Origin of the sequence: Buchnera aphidicola (Periphyllus testudinaceus), assembly GCF_964059035.1 — a bacterium.
Lineage (GTDB): Bacteria > Pseudomonadota > Gammaproteobacteria > Enterobacterales > Enterobacteriaceae > Buchnera_J > Buchnera_J aphidicola_BN.
The window spans coordinates 138191-159817 of sequence record NZ_OZ060380.1 but is presented as its reverse complement, the minus strand read 5'-3'; the positions used below and the strand labels follow the sequence as shown (position 1 = coordinate 159817).

General features: G+C 19.2%; 18 protein-coding genes and 1 other RNA gene. 9 read left to right on the top strand and 10 right to left on the bottom strand.

Translation table 11 applies throughout. The features are described 5' to 3' along the window. Positions 1-2: 2 nt before the first annotated feature. From ychF to AB4W45_RS00725, 3 genes are all read right to left on the bottom strand, one after another. The gene (gene ychF / locus AB4W45_RS00735; RefSeq protein ID WP_367671427.1) at positions 3-1052 is read right to left on the bottom strand and encodes a redox-regulated ATPase YchF; all 1050 of its coding nucleotides are present in this window, start codon (positions 1050-1052) and stop codon (positions 3-5) included. A gap of 55 nt (positions 1053-1107) precedes the next feature. Continuing rightward, positions 1108-1659 (bottom strand): aminoacyl-tRNA hydrolase, encoded by a 552-nt coding sequence (pth, locus tag AB4W45_RS00730; RefSeq protein WP_367671425.1) that lies wholly within the window; start codon positions 1657-1659, stop codon positions 1108-1110. 123 nt (positions 1660-1782) lie between these two features. Then, positions 1783-2409, bottom strand: a complete 627-nt coding sequence (locus tag AB4W45_RS00725) for a Fe-Mn family superoxide dismutase (RefSeq protein WP_367671423.1) — start codon at positions 2407-2409, stop codon at positions 1783-1785. Positions 2410-2632: 223 nt separating this feature from the next. Between AB4W45_RS00725 and rnt the strand changes: the two genes are divergently transcribed. After that, a complete protein-coding gene (gene rnt / locus AB4W45_RS00720) occupies positions 2633-3283 on the top strand; it encodes a ribonuclease T (protein ID WP_367671422.1) in 651 nt (216 codons plus the stop codon). A 163-nt stretch (positions 3284-3446) separates the two neighbouring features. On the opposite strand, the gene grxD is transcribed toward rnt, so the two are convergent. Then, on the bottom strand, positions 3447-3776 hold the full coding sequence (gene grxD / locus AB4W45_RS00715) for a Grx4 family monothiol glutaredoxin (protein WP_367671421.1): 330 nt from the start codon (positions 3774-3776) through the stop codon (positions 3447-3449). A gap of 175 nt (positions 3777-3951) precedes the next feature. On the opposite strand from grxD, the gene ssrA reads away from it, so the two are divergent. The 3 genes from ssrA (at position 3952) to AB4W45_RS00700 (ending at position 6370) form a co-directional block, all read left to right on the top strand. After that, positions 3952-4341: a transfer-messenger RNA gene (ssrA, locus tag AB4W45_RS00710) on the top strand. 136 nt (positions 4342-4477) lie between these two features. Continuing rightward, complete coding sequence (gene grpE / locus AB4W45_RS00705; RefSeq protein WP_367671420.1) at positions 4478-4900, top strand: nucleotide exchange factor GrpE; 423 nt, start codon at positions 4478-4480, stop codon at positions 4898-4900. 867 nt (positions 4901-5767) lie between these two features. Continuing rightward, positions 5768-6370 (top strand): peroxiredoxin C, encoded by a 603-nt coding sequence (locus tag AB4W45_RS00700; RefSeq protein WP_367671419.1) that lies wholly within the window; start codon positions 5768-5770, stop codon positions 6368-6370. Positions 6371-6531: 161 nt separating this feature from the next. On the opposite strand, the gene AB4W45_RS00695 is transcribed toward AB4W45_RS00700, so the two are convergent. Next, positions 6532-7335, bottom strand: a complete 804-nt coding sequence (locus AB4W45_RS00695; protein WP_367671418.1) for a DUF2076 domain-containing protein — start codon at positions 7333-7335, stop codon at positions 6532-6534. Positions 7336-7614: 279 nt separating this feature from the next. Here AB4W45_RS00695 and gyrA point away from each other — a divergent pair, with 279 nt between their 5' ends. The 4 genes from gyrA (at position 7615) to yfaE (ending at position 13936) form a co-directional block, all read left to right on the top strand. Then, positions 7615-10125 carry a DNA gyrase subunit A gene (gene gyrA / locus AB4W45_RS00690; protein WP_367671417.1) on the top strand — a complete coding sequence of 837 codons (2511 nt, stop codon included), beginning with the start codon at positions 7615-7617 and terminating at the stop codon, positions 10123-10125. 117 nt (positions 10126-10242) lie between these two features. After that, on the top strand, positions 10243-12528 hold the full coding sequence (gene nrdA, locus AB4W45_RS00685) for a class 1a ribonucleoside-diphosphate reductase subunit alpha (protein WP_367671416.1): 2286 nt from the start codon (positions 10243-10245) through the stop codon (positions 12526-12528). A gap of 19 nt (positions 12529-12547) precedes the next feature. Beyond that, a complete protein-coding gene (gene nrdB / locus AB4W45_RS00680; protein ID WP_367671504.1) occupies positions 12548-13675 on the top strand; it encodes a class Ia ribonucleoside-diphosphate reductase subunit beta in 1128 nt (375 codons plus the stop codon). After that, complete coding sequence (yfaE, locus tag AB4W45_RS00675) at positions 13676-13936, top strand: class I ribonucleotide reductase maintenance protein YfaE (RefSeq protein WP_367671415.1); 261 nt, start codon at positions 13676-13678, stop codon at positions 13934-13936. It abuts the gene before it with no gap. A gap of 37 nt (positions 13937-13973) precedes the next feature. On the opposite strand, the gene pta is transcribed toward yfaE, so the two are convergent. From pta to prfA, 5 genes are all read right to left on the bottom strand, one after another. Beyond that, complete coding sequence (pta, locus tag AB4W45_RS00670; RefSeq protein WP_367671414.1) at positions 13974-16100, bottom strand: phosphate acetyltransferase; 2127 nt, start codon at positions 16098-16100, stop codon at positions 13974-13976. A gap of 42 nt (positions 16101-16142) precedes the next feature. Next, positions 16143-17354: an acetate/propionate family kinase gene (locus AB4W45_RS00665; RefSeq protein ID WP_367671412.1), complete on the bottom strand. Its 1212-nt coding sequence runs from the start codon at positions 17352-17354 to the stop codon at positions 16143-16145. Positions 17355-17459: 105 nt separating this feature from the next. Further along, positions 17460-18269: a tetratricopeptide repeat protein gene (locus AB4W45_RS00660; protein ID WP_367671410.1), complete on the bottom strand. Its 810-nt coding sequence runs from the start codon at positions 18267-18269 to the stop codon at positions 17460-17462. 85 nt (positions 18270-18354) lie between these two features. Then, positions 18355-19191 (bottom strand): peptide chain release factor N(5)-glutamine methyltransferase, encoded by an 837-nt coding sequence (prmC, locus tag AB4W45_RS00655; protein ID WP_367671409.1) that lies wholly within the window; start codon positions 19189-19191, stop codon positions 18355-18357. Further along, positions 19188-20273, bottom strand: a complete 1086-nt coding sequence (prfA, locus tag AB4W45_RS00650; RefSeq protein WP_367671408.1) for a peptide chain release factor 1 — start codon at positions 20271-20273, stop codon at positions 19188-19190. The genes prmC and prfA overlap by 4 nt, the downstream gene beginning before the upstream one ends. 405 nt (positions 20274-20678) lie before the next feature. On the opposite strand from prfA, the gene AB4W45_RS00645 reads away from it, so the two are divergent. Next, complete coding sequence (locus AB4W45_RS00645) at positions 20679-21626, top strand: ribose-phosphate pyrophosphokinase (RefSeq protein ID WP_367671406.1); 948 nt, start codon at positions 20679-20681, stop codon at positions 21624-21626. The last annotated feature ends 1 nt before the right edge of the window (position 21627 follow it).

Sequence of the window (21627 nt, the reverse complement as noted above, 5' to 3'; positions counted from 1 at the left end):
TTTTATACATTGAACAAGAAATGAATAATATCCCCATCTTGAACAAAATAATTTTTTCCTTCCAATCTTAACTTTCCAGCTTTTTTTACAGATATTTCAGATTTATATTTTATAAAATCTTTATAACTAATAATTTTTGCACGAATAAATCCTTTTTTAAAATCGCTATGTATAATTTTAGATACATCTATACATTTTGAATTTTTTAAAAAAGGCCATGCTCTGATTTCTTCTTTACCAACAGTAAAAAAAGTTTTTAAATTTAAGATTTTGTAAATAGAATAAATAATTTTAGATAAGTTAACGGATCTATTATTAACATTTTTATATACTCCTGTTAAAATATTTGGACAAATAGTATTAATAATGTCTTTCTTTAAAAAATTTTTTAATTTTTTAAAATTAACATTATCTTCTTTATTTTTACTAATATTGATTAAAAAAATAGTTGGTTTTAATGTTAAAAAATTAAATTTTTTAATTAAAAAAATTTCTTTTGATGAAAAACTTAATTTTCTTAAAAAAATAAAATTTTTTAAATTCAATAAACATTTATTTAATAAATTTTTTTCTTCTATTAAAAAACTTTTATTATTATTTTTTAAATTTTTTAATAATAAAAGATTTTTTTCACAAATATCTATATCCGAAAAAATTAATTCTGTATTAATAATATCAATATCACCAATAGGATCAATTCTATTATGAACATGTGTAATTTTATTATCTTTAAAACAACGAACGACATGTATTAAAGCATCAACTCTTTTAATTTCATTTAAAAATTTGTTACCTAAACCTTCACCCTGAGAAGCTCCTTTTACTAAACCAGCAATATCTACTATTTTTATAACTGATGAAATAACTTTTTTTGGAGAAACAATTTTTTTTAATTCAATTAATCTTTTATCATTAACATAAGAAAATCCTATATTTGGATTAATAGTACAAAAAGGAAAATTTAAAGATGGAACATTCATTTTTGTTAAAATATTAAAAATAGTAGATTTTCCTACATTTGGTAAACCAATAAGTCCACATTGAACACTCATATTTCTCCTTTTTTATTTTTTTTTTTTTCTTTCTTTTAAAAAAATAAAAAAATTATTAAAATTTTTTTTTAAAAATTAAATCAATTGATTTATTAATAGATTTTAAAATAATTGTTTTTTCTTCAAAAGTTGGTTTAGATAACACAAAATTAGAAATATCTTTTCGAGAATTAGGCCGACCAATACCAATTGATAAACGTTGATAAAATGTATTTTTTTTGAACTTTCTCATAATACTTTTTAATCCATTATGACCATTACTTCCGTATCCATATTTTAATTTTATATTTCCAGGAAATAAATCTAACTCATCATGAATAATTAATATTTCATCTAAAGAAATATTATATAGTTGAGATATTTTATATATAAAATCACCATTTAAATTCATAAAAATATCTGGAAAAAGCAATAAAATTTTTTTTTCTAAAAAAAAAATTTCACTTTTATATCCATAGATTTTTTTTATTTTTTTAAATGTAACATTGAAATAATATGATAATGATTTAAGATACCAAATTCCAACATTATGACGTGTTTTATTATATTTTAAAATTGGATTTCCTAAACCAATTATTGCTCTTATTTTATTTAAATTGTTTTTCATAAAACCTAAAATTAAATTTTATTTTACTAAAAAAATTTTAAAACATGTAATTTTTTATAATTATACACTCTAATTAATAAAAATTTATAAAATATTTATATAACTAATTATAACAAAATTTATTTAAATATTACAAAGCAATGATTTTTCAAAATTTAAAGATGCTTGATCCCAATTAATAATATTAAAATATGATTTTATATAATCTAATTTATTATTTTGATATTTTAAATAATATGCATGTTCCCATAAATCTAATCCAATAATTGGAATTCCAGAATCTTTAACAAAATAATTACCCATTCTTGGATTATCTTGATTTATAGTAGTTGTTATTAACAATTTTTTTTTAGATTGTATTAACCATATCCATCCTGATCCAAAATGATTCATTGCAATATTAATAAAACATTTTTTAAAATTTTTAAAACTTAAAAAATTTTTCTTAATAGAAATTTTTAATTTCCCTTTTAAAAAAGTATTTTTTTTTAAAATTTTCCAAAAAAAACTATGATTAAAATGCCCACCTAAATTATTTCGAATATAATCTCTTTTTGTATCTGATATATACTCTAATTTAGATAATAACTTATTGACTTTATAACTAGAAAATTTTGTATTTAATAAACTATTATTTAGATTATTGATATACGCTTGATGATGTTTTGTATGATGTATTTCCATAGTTTTTGAATCAAAATATGGTTCTAAATAATCATATTTATAATTTAAAATAGGTAATGTATGCATTTAAAATCCTTATTTAAAAATATCTTAAAAATAATTTTTTAAAAAATTGATTGTTCTTAACATTATAAGATTAATATGTTAAATTTTAAATTAAAAAAAAATTTACACTAAAATTATTTTTTTATTATCACTAATACAAATAAAAAAATTAAATAAATTTATAAAATTTTAATAAAAAATAACTAATATTTCACTCATTATATATTTTAATTATGGAAAAATAATGTATAAAATAAAAAATCAAAGCCTTTTAAGTAAAAGATTTCGAACTTTTTATCCAGTAGTAATTGATGTTGAAACTGCAGGATTTAATCCAATAACAGATGCATTATTAGAAATTGCAGTAATTACATTAACTATGAATAATTACGGATGGTTAAATATCGAAAAAAAAATTCATTTTCATATAAAACCTTTTCAAGGTTCATTAATTAAAAAAGAAGCATTATCTTTCAATAAAATTGATCCATTTAATCCATTAAGAGGAGCAGTAAGTGAAAAACTTGCATTTAAAGAAATTTTTTCTGTAATTTATAATGGTATAAAAAAATACGGATGTAGTAAAGCAATAATTGTAGCTCATAATGCAAATTTTGACCATAGTTTTATTATGTCTGCATCAGAACGAATAAAAACAATAAAAAATCCATTTCATGCGTTTGCAACATTTGATACTGCTACTTTAAGTGGATTAGCAGTAGGACAAACTGTATTATCTAAAGCATGTCGTGCTATTGGTTTATCTTTTGACAACTCTCAAGCTCATTCTGCATTATATGATACTCTTCAAACCGCAAATTTATTTTGTAAAATAATAAACCGATGGAAAAAATTAGGAGGATGGCCTATTAAAAATAACACAAAAAAAATATAAAAAAGAAAAAAAAAAATTAAAAAAAATAATAAAATTTTTTATAAAAAATAAAGATATGATGCATTTTAATAAAAAAATAATATACATCATATCGAATTTTTATAACTTAAAATACTTTTAAAAAAAATAAAAATATAACATATAAATTTATTATAAATTTTTTTTAATTTTTTTTTATCTTTTTCAAAGTATTTTTAATTATTTTTTTTAATTTTCCATTTTTATAAAGTTCAGAAATAATATCACATCCACCAATTAATTCTCCTGAAACCCATAATTGAGGAAAAGTTGGCCAATTAGAAAAATTTGGAAGTTCTTTCCTAATATCTAAATTTTTAAGAATATCTACATATACAAATTTTATTTTTAAACTCAATAAAATTTGAACTACTCGAGAAGAAAAACCGCAACTTGGAAATTGAGGAGATCCTTTCATATAAAGTAAAATAGGATTTTTTGAAATTTGATCTTTTATTTTTGAAATTACATTCATCTAAAAATTTCCTTTTTTTTTAAAAATAATATAAATAATAAAAAAATATAAAAATGTATTATATATAAAATAATATTTGTAATATTACAACATATAATATTATACTATTCTAAAATAAATATTAATTTATTTAAAATTTAAATATTTTTAAAATTTATTTAATATAAATACAAAAGGGGTTGATTTTGGATTTGACAAATAATTCTCATACTAGTGTGCATGACGAGGTCGGTTTGCCTCGCTAAAAAACCGAAATATAAAATATCTGCAAAAAACAAACAGGAATATGCTTTAGCAGCTTAAAAAACTGTTATAAAGCCCATTTATAAATCTATTTGATTTTTTCTCTTTCAAAATTAGATTAATATTTAAAATAAATGGTTCAAAAAAATAAGAGATTATATGTAAATACTGTTTTGATACTTACATATTTAAAAAAATAAAAACTACGTTTCTTTAAATTGTCTTAAATAAAAAAGAAAAAGAGAAATCATATAAGACTAATCATGTAGTAACTCTAGTAAAAAAATTGTTTGGACGCGGGTTCGAATCCCGCCAACTCCAAAAAAAATTAAAAAAAAATCATTATTTATAAATTTTATTTATATTAAAAAAATTTTTAATATTAAAATATATAAAAATATTAATTAAAAATATTCTTGTAAAGATTCTATAAATAAAAATTTAATTCGGTGAATTTTATGAAAATTTCAAAAAATTGTAAAAAAAATTTTTCAGATGAAAATTTAAAAATAAAAAAAATAAATACTAAAAAAAAAAAATGTAAAAAAACCGAAAAAATAAAAAAAAATCTAAAACAATTACAAAAAATAAATATTTTAAAACAAAAAATCTCTTTAAAAAAAAAAAAAATAAAAGAATTACCATTAAGATATTTTGCAAAAATCGAAAATATTAAAAAAAATACAAAAAATCAATATTTTTTAATAAAAAAAAATAAAAAAAAAGATTTTTTCAAAAAAATTTGTATAATATTAAATGATTTAAAAAAAATAATATCTAAAATATCAAAATTTAAAAATAAAAATCATCCAAAATTTCAAGGAATTACTTTAATTAAAAACTCACTAAAAGACATAATAAAAAAAAATAAATTTGAATAAACAAAAATATAACTAAAATATTTATTTAAAAATAAAAAAATAAAAATAATAATAACTAAATATAAAAAATAAAATGGCTTTTTTATAATAAAGCCATTGATTAAAAAAACATAATATATTTCAATTAATAATATTTTTTCTTATTAATTAATAATTAATTTACTATAAAAAATTTATTAAAAAATTTTATATTACTAATATAAATAAAAAATTTAAAAAAAAATTTTTTAAAATAGTACAATTTTTTTTAATTATATATATTCTATAAAAAATATTACTCCAATATAAATTAATTAATAAATTAAATAATTTATAATTTTTTTTATACTAAATTTATATATAATTAAAATATGTCATACAATATTTTTTAAAAAAATAAAAATATTAATTTTAATTTAATTAAATTTATTTAAAATTTTAATCTAAATTTTATTTTTTTATTAATATTTAACTTAACTTATTTAATATATTTTTTTATAAAATAAATAAAAAATTAAATTATTAATTTTACTAAAATATTTTTTTGATTATTTAAAATATTAATTCTTATTATAAAATTACTAATTTATATCATGTATTTTATTTTAATAAAAAAATTAATAAATTTTTTTATTTTTTAATAAAAATTTTTTATATTATTTATTTTTAAAATATTTTAAAAAATATATATTATATTAAAATTTATAATTATATTTTTTATTATTTAATTTAAATTTTTTTACTTTTTTAAAATATCTTATGCAAAAAAAATAATAAAAGATTATAATAAAAATATATTTTTAATAAAAATATTTTTTTTATATCTTTATAAAAAATTTATAAAAATAAATTTTTATTATAAAAAACTTTCAATAAGAGATATTATAAATGTCATTAGTAACCCAAAAAGCACCAGATTTTACAACTTCAGCAGTTTTAAAAAATGGAAAAATAAACGAAAATTTTAATTTTAAAAAATATATTTCAAACAAAAAAGCTGTTTTATTTTTTTGGCCAATGGATTTTACTTTTGTATGTCCATCAGAAATTATTGCATTTAATAAACTTTATAACGAATTCAAAATTAGAAAAGTAAAATTAATCGGTATATCTTTTGATTCAGTTTTTGTTCATTTAGCATGGCAAAAAACTAAATATAAAAAAGGTGGAATTGGACCAATAAAATATGTAATGGCTTCAGATATTAAAAGAGAAATACAAAAATCGTATGGAATAGAACATCCTAAATTAGGAGTAGCTCTAAGAGCTTCTTTTTTAATTGATGAAGAAGGAATAATAAGACACGAAGTTATCAATGATCTTCCATATGGTAGAAATATACAAGATATGTTACGTATAATAGATGCATTAATATTTCATAAAAAATTTGGAGAAGTTTGCCCAGCAAATTGGAATATTAATAAAAAAGGAATACAACCTACTTATAATGGAATATCAGAATATTTATCTAAAAATATAAATAAAATTTAAAAATAAAAAAATATTCGATTAATTAAATTTAAATTTTTTACTATGAAAATTAATTAATCGAATAAATAAAATATTCAATCAAAAAATAAAAATATCCATAAAAAATTTATAAATAAATAATAAAAAATATAAATAAAATATATTTTTTTATAAAATATTTTTTAATAATTATTATCTTCGTCATCTTCTAATACATTATTAGAAAAATTTTCATCATCAAAATTATTATATTTATCATCTTCTAAAATATTTTTAATATCTGTATTTTCATTTTCATTATTTAAAAAATTTTCATTTTCAATAGAAACATTATTTTCTGGAAAATCATTTAAATCTCTTTCATAATCTAAATTTTCTGATAATAATTTATTTGAAATTAATGATTCTTCAAAATTATTATTGTTAACGTCTTGTATTTCTTCAACAATATAATTTTCATCAAAACTATTAAAATTATCTTGCTTATTTTTTTTAAACAAATTCATTAACATATTTCCAGCTATCATTCCTCCTGCAACCCCAGCAGCAGTTTGTAAAGCTTGACTAAAAAAACTACTTCCTCCATTATATGAACTTGTACTTTCATTTAAAATTCTATTTTTTGGAATATAATTATTATTAGAATTAGAAGTTAAACTTTCTTTAGAATTAAAAACATCTGAATTATCTTTTTTTGAAGACGGTATATATTTATCTAATAAACCAGATAAAAAACTTTTTTTACTTTTAATATTAGAAAATTTTTTATTTTTTTTTTGAAAACTTTTTATAGAATTATGTAATTTTTTAATAGCAACTTCCTGAATTAAAATAATTTGAATCATATAATACACAGAATTAGGTTGATTAAAAATACAATCTTTAATAAAAATTTCTGCTTTTTTATCTCTTTCTGATGAATCATTTTCAGCTTTTTTTAATCGTTTAAATAAATCAATGATTAAATTTTTTTCTTTATTATCCATATTTTCCTTTAATCAATTAATTTTTATTTAAGTAATAAATTTCAAATTTATCAATATATTAACAATTTTAAAAAAAAATAAAAATAAAATAAAAAAATAAATATTATAAATATTTTAAAATAAAATATAAAAATAGTAAAACTCTATTTTATAAAAATTATAAATTCTAATCTTATTTTTTCTAAATTATATCTAGCTAAGATTCACCGAATCACTTCAATATGTTATAATTATAACAAAAAATAAAGGTTTAAAATTATATATAAGAGAAGCAATTTAATGAACAAATTTGCAAAAGAAATAATAGAAGTAGAAATTGAAAAAGAACTTAAAAATTCTTATTTAGATTATGCTATGTCAGTAATTGTTGGAAGAGCTCTTCCCGATGCAAGAGATGGTTTAAAACCTGTTCATAGAAGAATACTTTTTGCTATGCATATACTAAATAATAAATGGAATAAACCATACAAAAAATCTGCTAGAATTGTTGGAGACGTTATTGGAAAATATCATCCTCATGGAGATACCGCTGTATATGATTCAATTGTAAGAATGGCTCAATTTTTTTCATTAAGATATATGTTAATAGATGGACAAGGAAATTTTGGATCAATAGATGGCGATTCCCCGGCCGCAATGCGATATACAGAAATAAGAATGTCAAAAATAGCACATACTCTATTAAATGATTTAGATAAAAATACAGTAAAATTTATAAAAAACTATGATGGATCTGAAAAAATACCAGAAATTCTTCCTGCAGAAATACCAAATCTATTAATAAATGGATCATCTGGAATTGCTGTTGGAATGGCTACAAATATCCCTCCACATAATTTAAATGAAACAATCAACGCTTGTTTAAAATATATAAAAAATCCACAAATTAATTTAGAAAGTTTAATGAAATATATACCTGGTCCAGATTTTCCTACATTTGGAATTATTAATGGAAAATCAGGAATAAAAAAAGCATATAAAACTGGAAAAGGAAAAATTTATATTAGAGCTCGAGTAAAAATTGAAAATAACATTAAAACACAAAAAAAATCTATAATAATATTTCAATTACCATACCAAATAAATAAATCACGATTAATAGAAAAAATTGCAAACTTAATTAAAGAAAAAAAAATAGAAGGAATTTCTGCTTTAAGAGATGAAAGTGATAAAGATGGAATGAGAATTGTAATTGAAATTAAAAAAGAATTTATTTCTGAAATTATTTTAAATAAATTATATAAATTAACATCTTTACAAATTTCTTTTGGAATTAATATGGTTGCATTATATCAAGGAAAACCAAAATTAATGAACTTAAAAGAAATACTACAATCTTTTATTTCACATAGAAAAGAAATAGTCACTAGAAGATGTATATTCAATTATAAAAAATATAAAAAAAAAATTGTCTTACTTGAAGGTTTAACAATTGCTTTAGAAAATATTGATAAAATTATATCTTGCATAAAAAAATCTAATAAAACAAAACAAGCAAGAACTTCTTTATTATCACAAAAATGGAATATAAGTAATTCTATAAAAAAATTAATTGTTAGAAAAAATAAAATTAAAAAAAATATTCAATACAAAAAATATATTTTTTCTATTATACAAGTTAATAAAATATTAAACACTAAATTAAATCGCTTAACAAATCTAGAACACAAAAAAATTATTTTACAATATTTAAAATTTAAACAAAAAATATCTAATTTAAAAAAAATATTAAAAGATGATAAAAAAATGATTCAAGTGATAAAAAAAGAACTCAAACTAATTAAAAAAAAATTTGGAGACAATAGAAAAACAGAAATAACAGATAAAACATCAAATATTACTATACAAGATATGATTACTTCAGAAGATGTCGTAGTTACTTTATCACATTCAGGTTATGTAAAATATCAACCAATTACAGAATATGAAGCACAAAAAAGAGGAGGAAAAGGAAAATATGCTGCTAAAGTAAAACCAAAAGATTATATAGAAAATTTATTAATAGCAAATACTCATGATACAATATTATGTTTTTCTAGTAAAGGAATCATATATTGGATGAAAGTATATCAATTACCAGAATCTAATAGAAATTCTCGAGGAAAACCTATAGTAAATTTATTACCTTTAAATAAAAAAGAACGTATAACTGCTATTTTAGCATTAAATAAAAATCAAAATAAAAAAAATATATTTATGGCAACTGCTTTAGGAATAGTTAAAAAAACTTCTTTAAAAAAATTTCAAAATCCTAGAAATAAAGGAATTATTGCGCTTAATTTAAAAAAAAATGATGAATTAATAGGAGTTTCATTAACTAGTGGAAATGATAATATTATGTTATTTACATCTAAAGGAAAAGTAGTTCAATTCTCAGAAAAATACGTAAGATCTATGGGAAGAACAGCTACCGGTGTAAAAGGAATTAAAATAGAGAAAAAAGATAAAGTAGTTTCTTTAATTATTCCGAAAAAAAAAGGAGAAATATTAGTTATTACAAAAAAAGGATACGGAAAAAGAACTCATATTAAAGAATTTCCTATAAAATCAAGAGCTACAAAAGGAGTAATTTCAATAAAAATTACAAAAAAAAATAAATCTGTTGTAAAAGCAATCCAAGTAAACGAAAAAAATCAAATAATTATTATTACAAACTCTGGAAAATTAGTGCGAACTCGAGTATCTGAAATAAATATTTTAAAAAGAAACACTCAAGGAGTAATATTAATACGAATGTTTAAAAAAGAAAAAGTAGTAGGATTACAAAAAATTCAAGAAGATCTTCTATAAAATAATAGAAATACAACAAAAAAATGTATTTTACGTAATATTTATTTATTAAAAATAAAATTTAAAAAATAATAAAATTTTAAAAATAAAAAAAATTTTTTAAATAGGTAGATTGACATGAAACAAAAATTATATGTCATAAAAAGAAACGGAAAAAAAGAAAAAATTAACTTAGAAAAAATTCATAAAGTATTAAACTGGGCATCTAAAGGACTAAAGAAAATTTCTATTTCTCAAATAGAATTAAAATCAAGAATACAATTTTATAATGGTATTACAACAATTAATATTCATGAAACTTTAATTAAATCAGCAGCCGACTTAATTTCAAAAAAAAATACAGATTATCAATATCTATCGGCTAGATTAGTTGTTTTTCATTTAAGAAAAAAAGCATATGGACAATTTTATCCTCCTACTTTATATAAACATATAAAAAAAATGATAAAAAAAAAAAAATATGATAAAAATTTATTAAAAATGTATTCAAAAAAAGAAATTAATATCATAAATAATTTTGTTGACCATAAAAGAGACATGAATTTTTCATATGCAGCAATTAAACAAATGGAAGGAAAATATCTAATAAAAAATAGAATTACAGGAAAAATATATGAAACTGCACAATTTTTATATATTTTAATTTCTGCATGTATATTTATAAAATATCCAAAAAAAAATAGATTAAAATATATTAAAAAATTTTATAATGCTATTTCTACATTTAAAATATCATTACCTACACCTATAATGGCTGGTGTAAGAACTCCAACTAAACAATTTAGTTCATGTGTATTAATTGAATGTGATGATAATTTAGATTCAATTAATGCTACATCTAACGCAATAATAAAATATGTTTCTAGAAGAGCGGGTATTGGAATTAATGCAGGAAAAATTAGAGCCATTGGAAGCTCTATTAGAAATGGAGAAGCTTTTCATACAGGATGTATACCATTTTATAAACATTTTCAAACAGCAGTAAAATCTTGTTCACAAGGAGGAGTTAGAGGAGGTTCAGCTACCTTATTTTATCCAATTTGGCATTTAGAAATTGAAAATTTAATTGTTCTAAAAAATAATAGAGGAATAGAAGAAAATAGAATTAGACATATGGATTATGCTGTACAAATTAATAAATTAATGTATAAAAGAATGATACTAAATAAAAAAATTACTTTATTTAGCCCATCTGAAGTTCCAAATTTATATAAATATTTTTTTTCTGATCAAAAAAAATTTAAAAAACTTTACATAAAATATGAAAATAATAAAAAAATCAGAAAAAAAATAATTAATGCATTAGATTTATTTACATTAATACTCAAAGAAAGAACTTCGACTGGTAGAATTTATATTCAAAACGTTGATCATTGTAATTCTCATAGCGCTTTTAATCCTAAAAAATCACCAATAAAACAATCTAATTTATGTTTAGAAATTACATTACCTACTAAACCAATTAACAATATTAACGATAAAAACGGAGAAATCGCTCTTTGTACATTATCCGCTATTAATTTAGGAACAATAAAATCACTAAAAGATATTTATAATATTTCTAATCTAATAGTTCGAGCTTTAGATGAAATATTAGATTATCAAGAATATCCAATAATATCTGCAGAAAAAAGCGCAAAAAATAGAAGATCATTAGGTATTGGTGTAATAAATTTTGCTTACTATTTAGCAAAAAATAAAGTTCGGTATTCTGATGGAAGCGCAAACAAATTAACTCATAGAACGTTTGAAGCTATACAATATTATCTTTTAAAAACCTCTTGCAAATTAGCAAAAGAAAAAGGTAAATGTAAATTTTTTAAAGATACAAATTACTCTAAAGGAATTTTACCAATTGACACATATAAAAAAGATATTGATTTAATATGTTCTGAACCCTTACATTATAATTGGGAAAAATTACGAAAAAAAATACTAAAATATGGATTAAGAAATTCTACTTTATCTGCACAAATGCCTTCAGAAACGTCTTCTCAAATATCTAATGCAACTAATGGAATTGAACCTCCAAGAGGTTTTGTAAGTATTAAAATTTCAAAAGATGGAATATTAAAACAAATTGTTCCTGAATACAACAAACTAAAATCATACTATGAATTACTATGGAATATTCCAAATAACACAGGATATTTACAATTATCTGGAATAATTCAAAAATTCATTGATCAATCTATTTCAACTAATACAAACTATGATCCAAAAAAATTTTTAAATGAAAAAATTCCAATGAAACAATTAATACATGATTTACTTACAGCATATAAATATGGAATTAAAACATTATATTACCAAAATACTAAAGATGAATCTAAAAATTTAACAAATGAATTATTTGATAAAAATAAAGATTCAAACTGTAATAGCGGAGCATGTTTTCTTTAAAAAAGAAAATTTAAAAAAAATGAAATTTAGCACTTTTTCTAAAAAAAAAAATAATCAATTAAAAGAACCAATGTTTTTTGGGCAATCAGTAAATATATCTAGATATGACCAACAAAAATATACTATTTTTGAAAAAATTACAGAAAAACAACTATCTTTTTTTTGGAGACCTGAAGAAATCGATTTATCAAAAGATAGAATAGATTTTCAAAAATTACCTGAACATGAAAAACATATCTTTACAAGTAATTTAAAATATCAAACTTTATTAGATTCTATACAAGGAAGAAGCCCAAACATATCTTTTTTGCCAATTGTATCATTACCTGAATTAGAAACATGGATAGAAACATGGTCTTTTTCAGAAACAATTCATTCAAGATCATATACACATATAATAAGAAATATTACTAATTCTCCTAATTTAATATTTGATAATATTATTAATAATAAAAATATTTCAAATAGAGCAAAAGACATTTCAAAATATTATGATAATTTAATTAAATCAATATATTATTGGAATTTATATGACGATAAAAAAAAAATAATTAATAAAAACAAGCAAAAAATTAATTTTAAAAAAATGCAAAAAAAATTATATTTATGTTTAATAAGTGTAAATGCTTTAGAAGCTATTCGATTTTATGTAAGTTTCGCTTGTTCATTTGCGTTTGCTGAAAGAGAAATAATGGAAGGAAATGCTAAAATAATTAAATTAATTGCAAGAGATGAAGCTTTACATCTAACTGGAACTCAACATATAATAAATATTTTTCATCAAAAAAAAAATGAAGGAATGTTAAAAACAAGTTTAAAATATAAAAATCAAGCATATAAAATATTTATTACAGTAGCAGAACAAGAAAAAAATTGGGCAAAATATCTTTTTAAAAATGGATCTATGCTAGGTTTAAATGAAGAAATATTATGTCAATATATAGAATATATTACAAATATTAGACTTAAAGCTATTGGTTTTAAACCATATTTTAAAATTTTTTCTAATCCTCTTCCTTGGATAAATTCTTGGTTAATTTCTGATAACGTTCAATTCGCTCCACAAGAAACCGAAACTACATCTTATCTTGTTGGGCAAATAGATTCTAACATATCAAAAAATTATTTCAAAAACTTTAAATTATAAATGACAAGAAAAATTATAATAAAAAATAAAAATTCTAAAATAATATATATAAAAAAAAAAAAAATTTTGTTAACAACATTATTAAAAAAAAATATTAAAATAGACTACCAATGCAAAGAAGGTTATTGTGGAACTTGTCGAATAATTCTTCTTAAAGGAAAAATATTGTATTTTAAAAAAAATACTTTAGCTTCTTTGCAAAAAAATGAAATTCTATCCTGTTGTTGTTCAGTAATTAGTAATATTATTATAAAAATATAAAAATATAAATTTTTATATTCTAAAAAAATAAATATAATTAATACTTAATAGATTGAACTGCAGTTAATGCTATTGTATATAAAATATCATCTACAGAAGCTCCTCTTGAAAGATCATTAACTGGTTTTTTTAAACCTTGAATCATAGGTCCTAAAGAAAATGTAAAACATGTTCTTTGAACAGCTTTATAAGTAATATTTCCACTATTTAAATCTGGAAAAATAAAAATATTAGCATCTCCTAAAATTTTAGAATTTTTAAATTTAATTTTAGATATATCAAAATTAGTAGCTGCATCATATTGTATTGGACCTTCTACAATTAAATCAGGACGTTTCTTACGAACTAATTCAGTTGCTATTTTTACTTTATCTACCATTTCTCCAGAACCAGAATCTTTAGTAGAATATGACAACATAGCTATTTTAGGAACTATTTTAAAAATTTTTGCAGACTCTGCAGATTGTATTGCTATTTCAGATAAATCTACTGCAGTAGGATTAATATTAATAGCACAATCACCGTATATAAGAACTTTATCTGGAAATAACATAAAAAATATAGAAGAAATTAAACGTGTATTATTTTTCATTTTTACTATTTTTAATGCAGGACGTATAACATTTGCAGTAGTATTTATAATTCCAGCAACTACACCATTATATTTTTTATCTGTTATTAACATTAACATTGATAAAATTATTGTATTTTTTGCTAAAATTTTTTTACATTCATTAATGGATAAACTATTATTTATATTTTTATAAATTTTTATATATTTTTTACTAATATCTTTAGGATCATAAATTTTTAATTTTTTTGGAACAGAAAGTCCTAATAATAAAAATTTTTTATAAATTTTTTTTAAATTTCCTAAAATAATGCAATTACACAATTTTAATTTATAACATAAATAAACAGCTTGAATAATTTTTTTATTTTCACCTTCAGGTAAAATAATTGTTTTTCTTTCTTGTTTTGATAATTTTTTTAATTGATATAAAAATTTGTACAAAGAAAAATTTTTTTTTGTAAATTTTTTTAAAAATATAGAATTTAAATTTGTAGATATACAAGACGTAGATATATTTTTTTTATAAATTTCTTTAATATTTTTCTTTTTATATACATCAATAACATGATTTAAATAAAATAATAAATTTATAATATTAATATTTTTAAAAAAAATTGAAACTTTATTTTTTTTAAATATTTTATAAATTTTACTATTTAAAATATAAGATTTGTTGTTTCCTATACATAATACAAAAAAATTTATTTTTATTTTTGTATTAATAAATATTTTTTCAAGATAATGTAAATCGTTTGAACAAATAATTAATAATGTATTTTTATTAAAACTATCAATTTTTTTTATATATTTAATTTCAAAAAAAATTATTAATTTAATAATATTTTCTTTTTTATTTAAAAAAAATAAAGGAGTAGCAAATAATAATTTCATAAATAAATCTAATTTAATAGAAAAATTGTTTTTATAAAAAGAACAAATTCCTAATATTGGAATATTTTTATAATTAAAAAAACTATTTAAAACATCTTTTTTTTCTTTAAACTTAAATTCTTTAGAATAAGGTAAAAAATTATTTTTCAGATTTGTTAAAATTTTTGATTCATGTGAATTAATAAAAACTCCTAAAATTTCAGAAGACGTATTTTGTAAAAAAAAACTATTTATAAAATGAAATTTATAACGAAAATCTTCAAAAAAATTATTTTCTGGAGTAATTACAAAAATTATAGACGCATTTAAAATTCTTGATATATCTAAATTTAACTGATTAAAAAAATTTGTTGAAATATTTTTAAAAAATGTAATACCTTCTATTAAAACAAATTTTTTAATATTATGAGAATTATAACGATCTAATAACTTTTCTAAATAAAAAGAATATTTTTTTTTTTTTAATAATATAGAATATTTTTTTAAAAAAATTGGTTTAATAAAATTAATAGATTTATCTATTTTTTTTAAATAATACGAAGAATTTTTTATAATATTATTTAAATTATTTGTTTCTACAAAAGGATTCCAAAAACTAAAATTTATATTATTTTTTATAAAAAAATTAGATACATTTAAAGAAACTGATGTTAAATCTATATTTTTTCCTATTGGAATTAAAATAACTTTACGTGTCATATAAAAACCCTTAAAAAATTATAAAAAAATATAAAATTATTTCTATTTTATCAATTTTATCAATTTATACGTCTCAAGAGCAATAAATAATTCTTCATTCGTTGGTATTACTAATATAGAACGAGAATTTTTTTTATTAATAAAATAATTATTTGTTGTTTTAATAGTATTATTTAAATTGTTATCTAAATAAAATCCTAATAAACTTAATTTTGAAATTACTATTTTTCTAATTAATTGAGAATTTTCTCCAATACCTCCAGTAAAAATAATTGCATCTAATCTATTATCCATTAAAATACTATAAGAACTAATATATTTTGCTAATCTATAACAAAATATTTCTATAGCTAATTTTTCTTTTTTATTTTTATTAAAATTTTTCTCTAAAAATCGACAATCACTACTTTTTTCACTAATTCCTAAAAAACCAGATTTTTTTGTTAAAATTTCTTCTATTTTATCTAAACTTATTCCAATTTTTTTATGCATAAAAAAAATTATAGCCGGATCTAAATCTCCACTTCTTGTTCCCATTACTAAACCTTCTAATGGAGTTAAACCCATAGAAGTATCAATAGATTTCCCATTTTTTATAGCTGTAACTGAGGATCCATTTCCTAAATGACAACTAATAATATTTAATGAACTTTTTTTCTTTTTTAAAATATAAGAAGATTGTTTCATTACATAATTATGACTAATTCCATGAGCTCCATAACGTTTAATTTTATATTTTTTATAAAATTTATAAGGTATAGCATATAAATATGCTATTTTAGGTAATGATGAATAAAAAGATGTATCAAAAACAGCTACATTTTTTTTTCTCAAATTTGGAAAAAATTTATAAGAAAGTTTAATTCCAATTAGATTAGCAGGATTATGTAAAGGAGCAAAAACTGAAGATTTTTCAATTTCTAAAATTATTTTATCATTAATTACTACAGATTGTGTAATATTTATTCCTCCATGAACAACTCTATGTCCAATTCCATGAATTCGTTTAAAATACTTTAAATACTTTTCTTTTAAAAAATTTAAAACAAAATCTAAAGCATCATTATGATTAGTATAATCATCTAAGAATTTTATGTATAATTTAGAAAAAATATTTAATTTTAATTTAGTTTTTTTTAAAAATAAACATTCAACTATTCCAAATATATATATCTTTTTAGATATCGGATCTAATATAGAAAATTTTAAAGAAGAACTTCCGCAATTTAAAACTAAAATCAATTTTTTTGACATTTTTAAATACCTAAATTTTAATAAATTTATAAAAAAATAAAATTAAAAAAATAAAAAAATATATTTTTTTAATAAAAAATTAATATTAAAAAATTGTTAAAAATCTTAATTTAAAACAAAATTTTTATTTTTTATAGACTCTATTTTTAATTTAATAATATCACTAATTGGATCGTCAGGGCATTTATTAACAAAATATAATAAATCTTTTTTTGCAACAGAAAAACATTCTAATTGAGCATATATTAATCCTCTGTCTCTAATCTCATAAGGATCTTTTGGATACATTTTTAATAATAAATTACTAATATTTAAAGCTAATTCAATTTTTTTTTCATCTATTAATACTGATTTTAATGTATTTAAAATTTTTTTTAAAATAATTTTTGATTTAGATATTTCTAAATATTGTGTATACATTATTGCAGTAGAACTAATATTTCCTTTTAACCACAATTCTAATATATTATATTTTACAAATTCTCCGTTAAAAGGATTAATAAACAATAATTTTTTATTAGGTAATTTTAATCTTAAAAGAAATTGAGTAGGAAAAATTACAGGATGTAAAGGAATTTTTAATTTATTTGAAAAATATAATAAAATAATTCCTAAAGATAATGCAGTACCTTGACGAGTTTTTAAAACTTTATCTAACCACAACACATCTGATAAATTATATCTTCCAGTTATTTCTCTAAAATTCCAATTTAAATAAAATAATTCTAATAATTTTTTCAACTTTCCTTTTGATGTTTTCTCGAACATAGTATATTTTTTTGCTTTATTAATTTTTTTTTTTAAATCAATAAATAAAAAATCTTTAGAAAAATTTTTTTTAATTTTTTTCAAAGAATATAAAAATACTTCTAAAATAGTAGTTTTAGAAAAATTAATATTAGAAAAAAGTTTCATATTAGTTACCAAAATAAAATTTATATAAAAAATAATAAAATTTTATTAAAAATTTTAAAAATATTTATTTAATTTAAAATTTAAACTAAAATTTTAAAATTTGACCTATAGTTACTCTATTTAATCCACTATAATCTTTATATGTTTTAACATTAATGTAATTATATTTTTTAAATAATATCTGTATTTCACGTTTTTGATTCCATCCATGTTCTAAAAGTAACCATCCTTTATTATTTAAATAATTTTTAGAATTCTTAATAATAATAATTATATCAGAAAATCCATTATTTTCTGAAACTAATGATAAAATAGGTTCATAAAAAATTTCATTTGTTAAATTACAAAATTCTTTTAAACTAATATATGGAGGATTGCTTACAATTATATCGTATTTATTTTTATGTATTAAAGAAAACCAATCACTAACAAAAAAATTTACATTTTTTATATTTAATTTTTTAGAATTATACAAAGCTACTTTAATAATTTCTATAGAATAATCTACTCCTGTAATTAGACAATTAGGTTTAGAAAATGCAATAGAAATAGCAATATTCCCACAACCAGTACCTAAATCTAAAATTTTAAATGGAGAATCTCCAATTATTTCCAAAGATCTTTCTACCAAAATTTCACTGTCTGGTCTTGGAATAATAGTACAACGTGATACAAAAAAACTTAAAGACCAAAATTCTTTTTTATAAGTTAAATAAGATAAAGGTTCGTTATAAAATCTACGCATTACTAATTTATTTAAAATAATAATTTCTTGTTCTTTTAAAACATAATCTTCAAAACAAATAACCCAACTACGAGATTTTTTTAAAACAAAACTCAATAAAACTTCTATATCTAATCTTGAATTATTAATATTTTTTAAACATTCTAATGATTTTTTTATCCATTCTTTAATTTTCATTCATTTATCTCAAATAAAGTAGAAAAAATTTTAGCTTGGTTTTCTTGCACAATTGGATCTATTAAAAAATCTAATTTTCCATCTAAAATTTCATCTAATTTATATAAAGTTAAATTAATTCTATGATCTGTTACCCGATTTTGAGAAAAATTATAAGTTCTATTTCGATCAGAACGCTCACCACTACCTAAAAGATTTTTTTTTTCTATAGAAGATTTTTTTTTTCTTTGTATACTTTTTTGATTTTGTATTCTTGCTTGAAGAACACTTAAAGCTTTAGCTTTATTTTTATGTTGGGACCTTTCATCTTGACATTCAACAGAAACTCCAGTTGGAATATGCGTAATTCTAATAGCAGAATCAGTAGTATTTACATGTTGCCCTCCTGCTCCAGATGATCTAAACGTATCAATTTTTAAATCTTTATTTTCAATTTTTATTTCATCTTCTTTTGGAAGTTCAGGTAATACAGCAATAATACACGTAGAAGTATGTACTCTTCCTTGTGTTTCAGTTTTAGGAACTCTTTGTACTCTATGTCCGCCAGATTCAAATTTTAATCTTCCAAAAGATCCTTTTCCTAAAATTTTTAATATAACCTCTTTAAATCCTCCATGTTCTCCATTATGACTATGAATTAAATCAACTTTCCAATTTCTTAATTCAGAATAACGAATATACATTTTATATAAATCTCCACAAAAAATTGAAGACTCATCCCCTCCTGATGCAGATCGAATTTCTATAAAACAATTCAGTAAATCTTTTGGATCTGATGATAATAAAGAATAATAAATTTTTTTTTTTATTTTATTTTTTTTTATTTTTAAAATTTTTATATCTTCCATAGCTAAAATATGCATTTCTTTATCTTTTAATAATTTTTTCGTATTTTTTATATTTAATTGATTATTTTTAAAATCTTTAAAAAGCAAAACAGTATTAGAAATTTTTAAATATTCACGAGATAAATTTAAAAAAAATTTTTTATTATTTATTGTTTCTTTTACAGATAAAATGCCTTCAATTTCATGAAATCTATTTTCTAAATATTCTAATTTTTTTAATATAGAACTTTTCATATTATCAAATAAACCTTTTTATTTAAAATTTATAATTTTTTTACATTTTTTTTTAAAAAAACATAACCTTTATGTTAATATGATTAAAAATTAATTATATCAAATTCTTTTCTATATTATATAATTTCAATAAAATTTTTTATATTATATAAATAAATTATATAAATTTTAAAAAATTATTTTTGTATTATTTTAAAATATAAAAAAAATTCTTTTAAATACATTTTTTATTTTTTTAATAAAATTTATAATATAAAATAATTATAAATATATTTATATTATTAAAATTTATAAAAAATAATAAATTAATAATTAACAAAAAAATTTTTTTATTTTTATAATTTTTATATATTTAATTTATTTTAAAAAATATTTAAAAATATTTAAACAAAAATAGGAATTAATATGGATGATTTAAAATTATTTGCTGGAAATTCTGTTCCTAAATTAGTAAATTTTATTGTAAAAATTCTTAATTCTAATTTAGGAAAATCTATAGTAAACCGATTTAGTGATGGAGAAATTAATGTAGAAATTAACGAAAACGTAAGAGGAGGAGACGTTTTTATAATACAATCAATTTGTTCTCCTTCAAATGATAATTTAATGGAACTAATTGTAATTATAGATGCTTTAAGAAGAGCTTCTGCTGGAAGAATTACAGCAGTAATACCATATTTTGGATATTCTAGACAAGATAAAAGAGTTAGATCAGCTAGAGTCCCAATAACAGCTAAAGTAATTGCAGATTTTTTATCAAATGTTGGAATAGATAGAGTATTAACCGTTGATCTTCATGCAGAACAAATTCAAGGATTTTTTGATGTACCAGTAGATAACGTTTTTGGAAGTTTAATTTTTTTAGAAGATATGTTAAAAAAAAATTTTTACAAACCTGTAGTCGTATCTCCAGATATTGGGGGTGTTATTCGAGCAAGAGCAATAGCTAAACTTTTAAATGATACAGATATAGCAATTATCGATAAAAGAAGACCAAATACAAATATTTCTCAAGTAATGAACATTATTGGCGATGTTAAAAATAGAGATTGTATATTAGTAGATGATATAATAGATACTGGAGGAACTTTATGTAATGCTTCCAATGCTCTTAAAAAAAGAGGAGCAAATCGAATATTTGCATACGCTACTCATCCTGTATTTTCAGGAAATATATTACAAAATATTAAAAAATCTGAAATCAATGAAATTATTGTATGTGATACAATTCCATTATCCAAAAATATAAAAAAATTATCTAATGTTCGAACATTAACTCTAGCTCATATGCTTGCTGAAGCAATAAAAAGAATAAGCAATGAAGAATCTATTTCAGCTATGTTTGAACATTAAT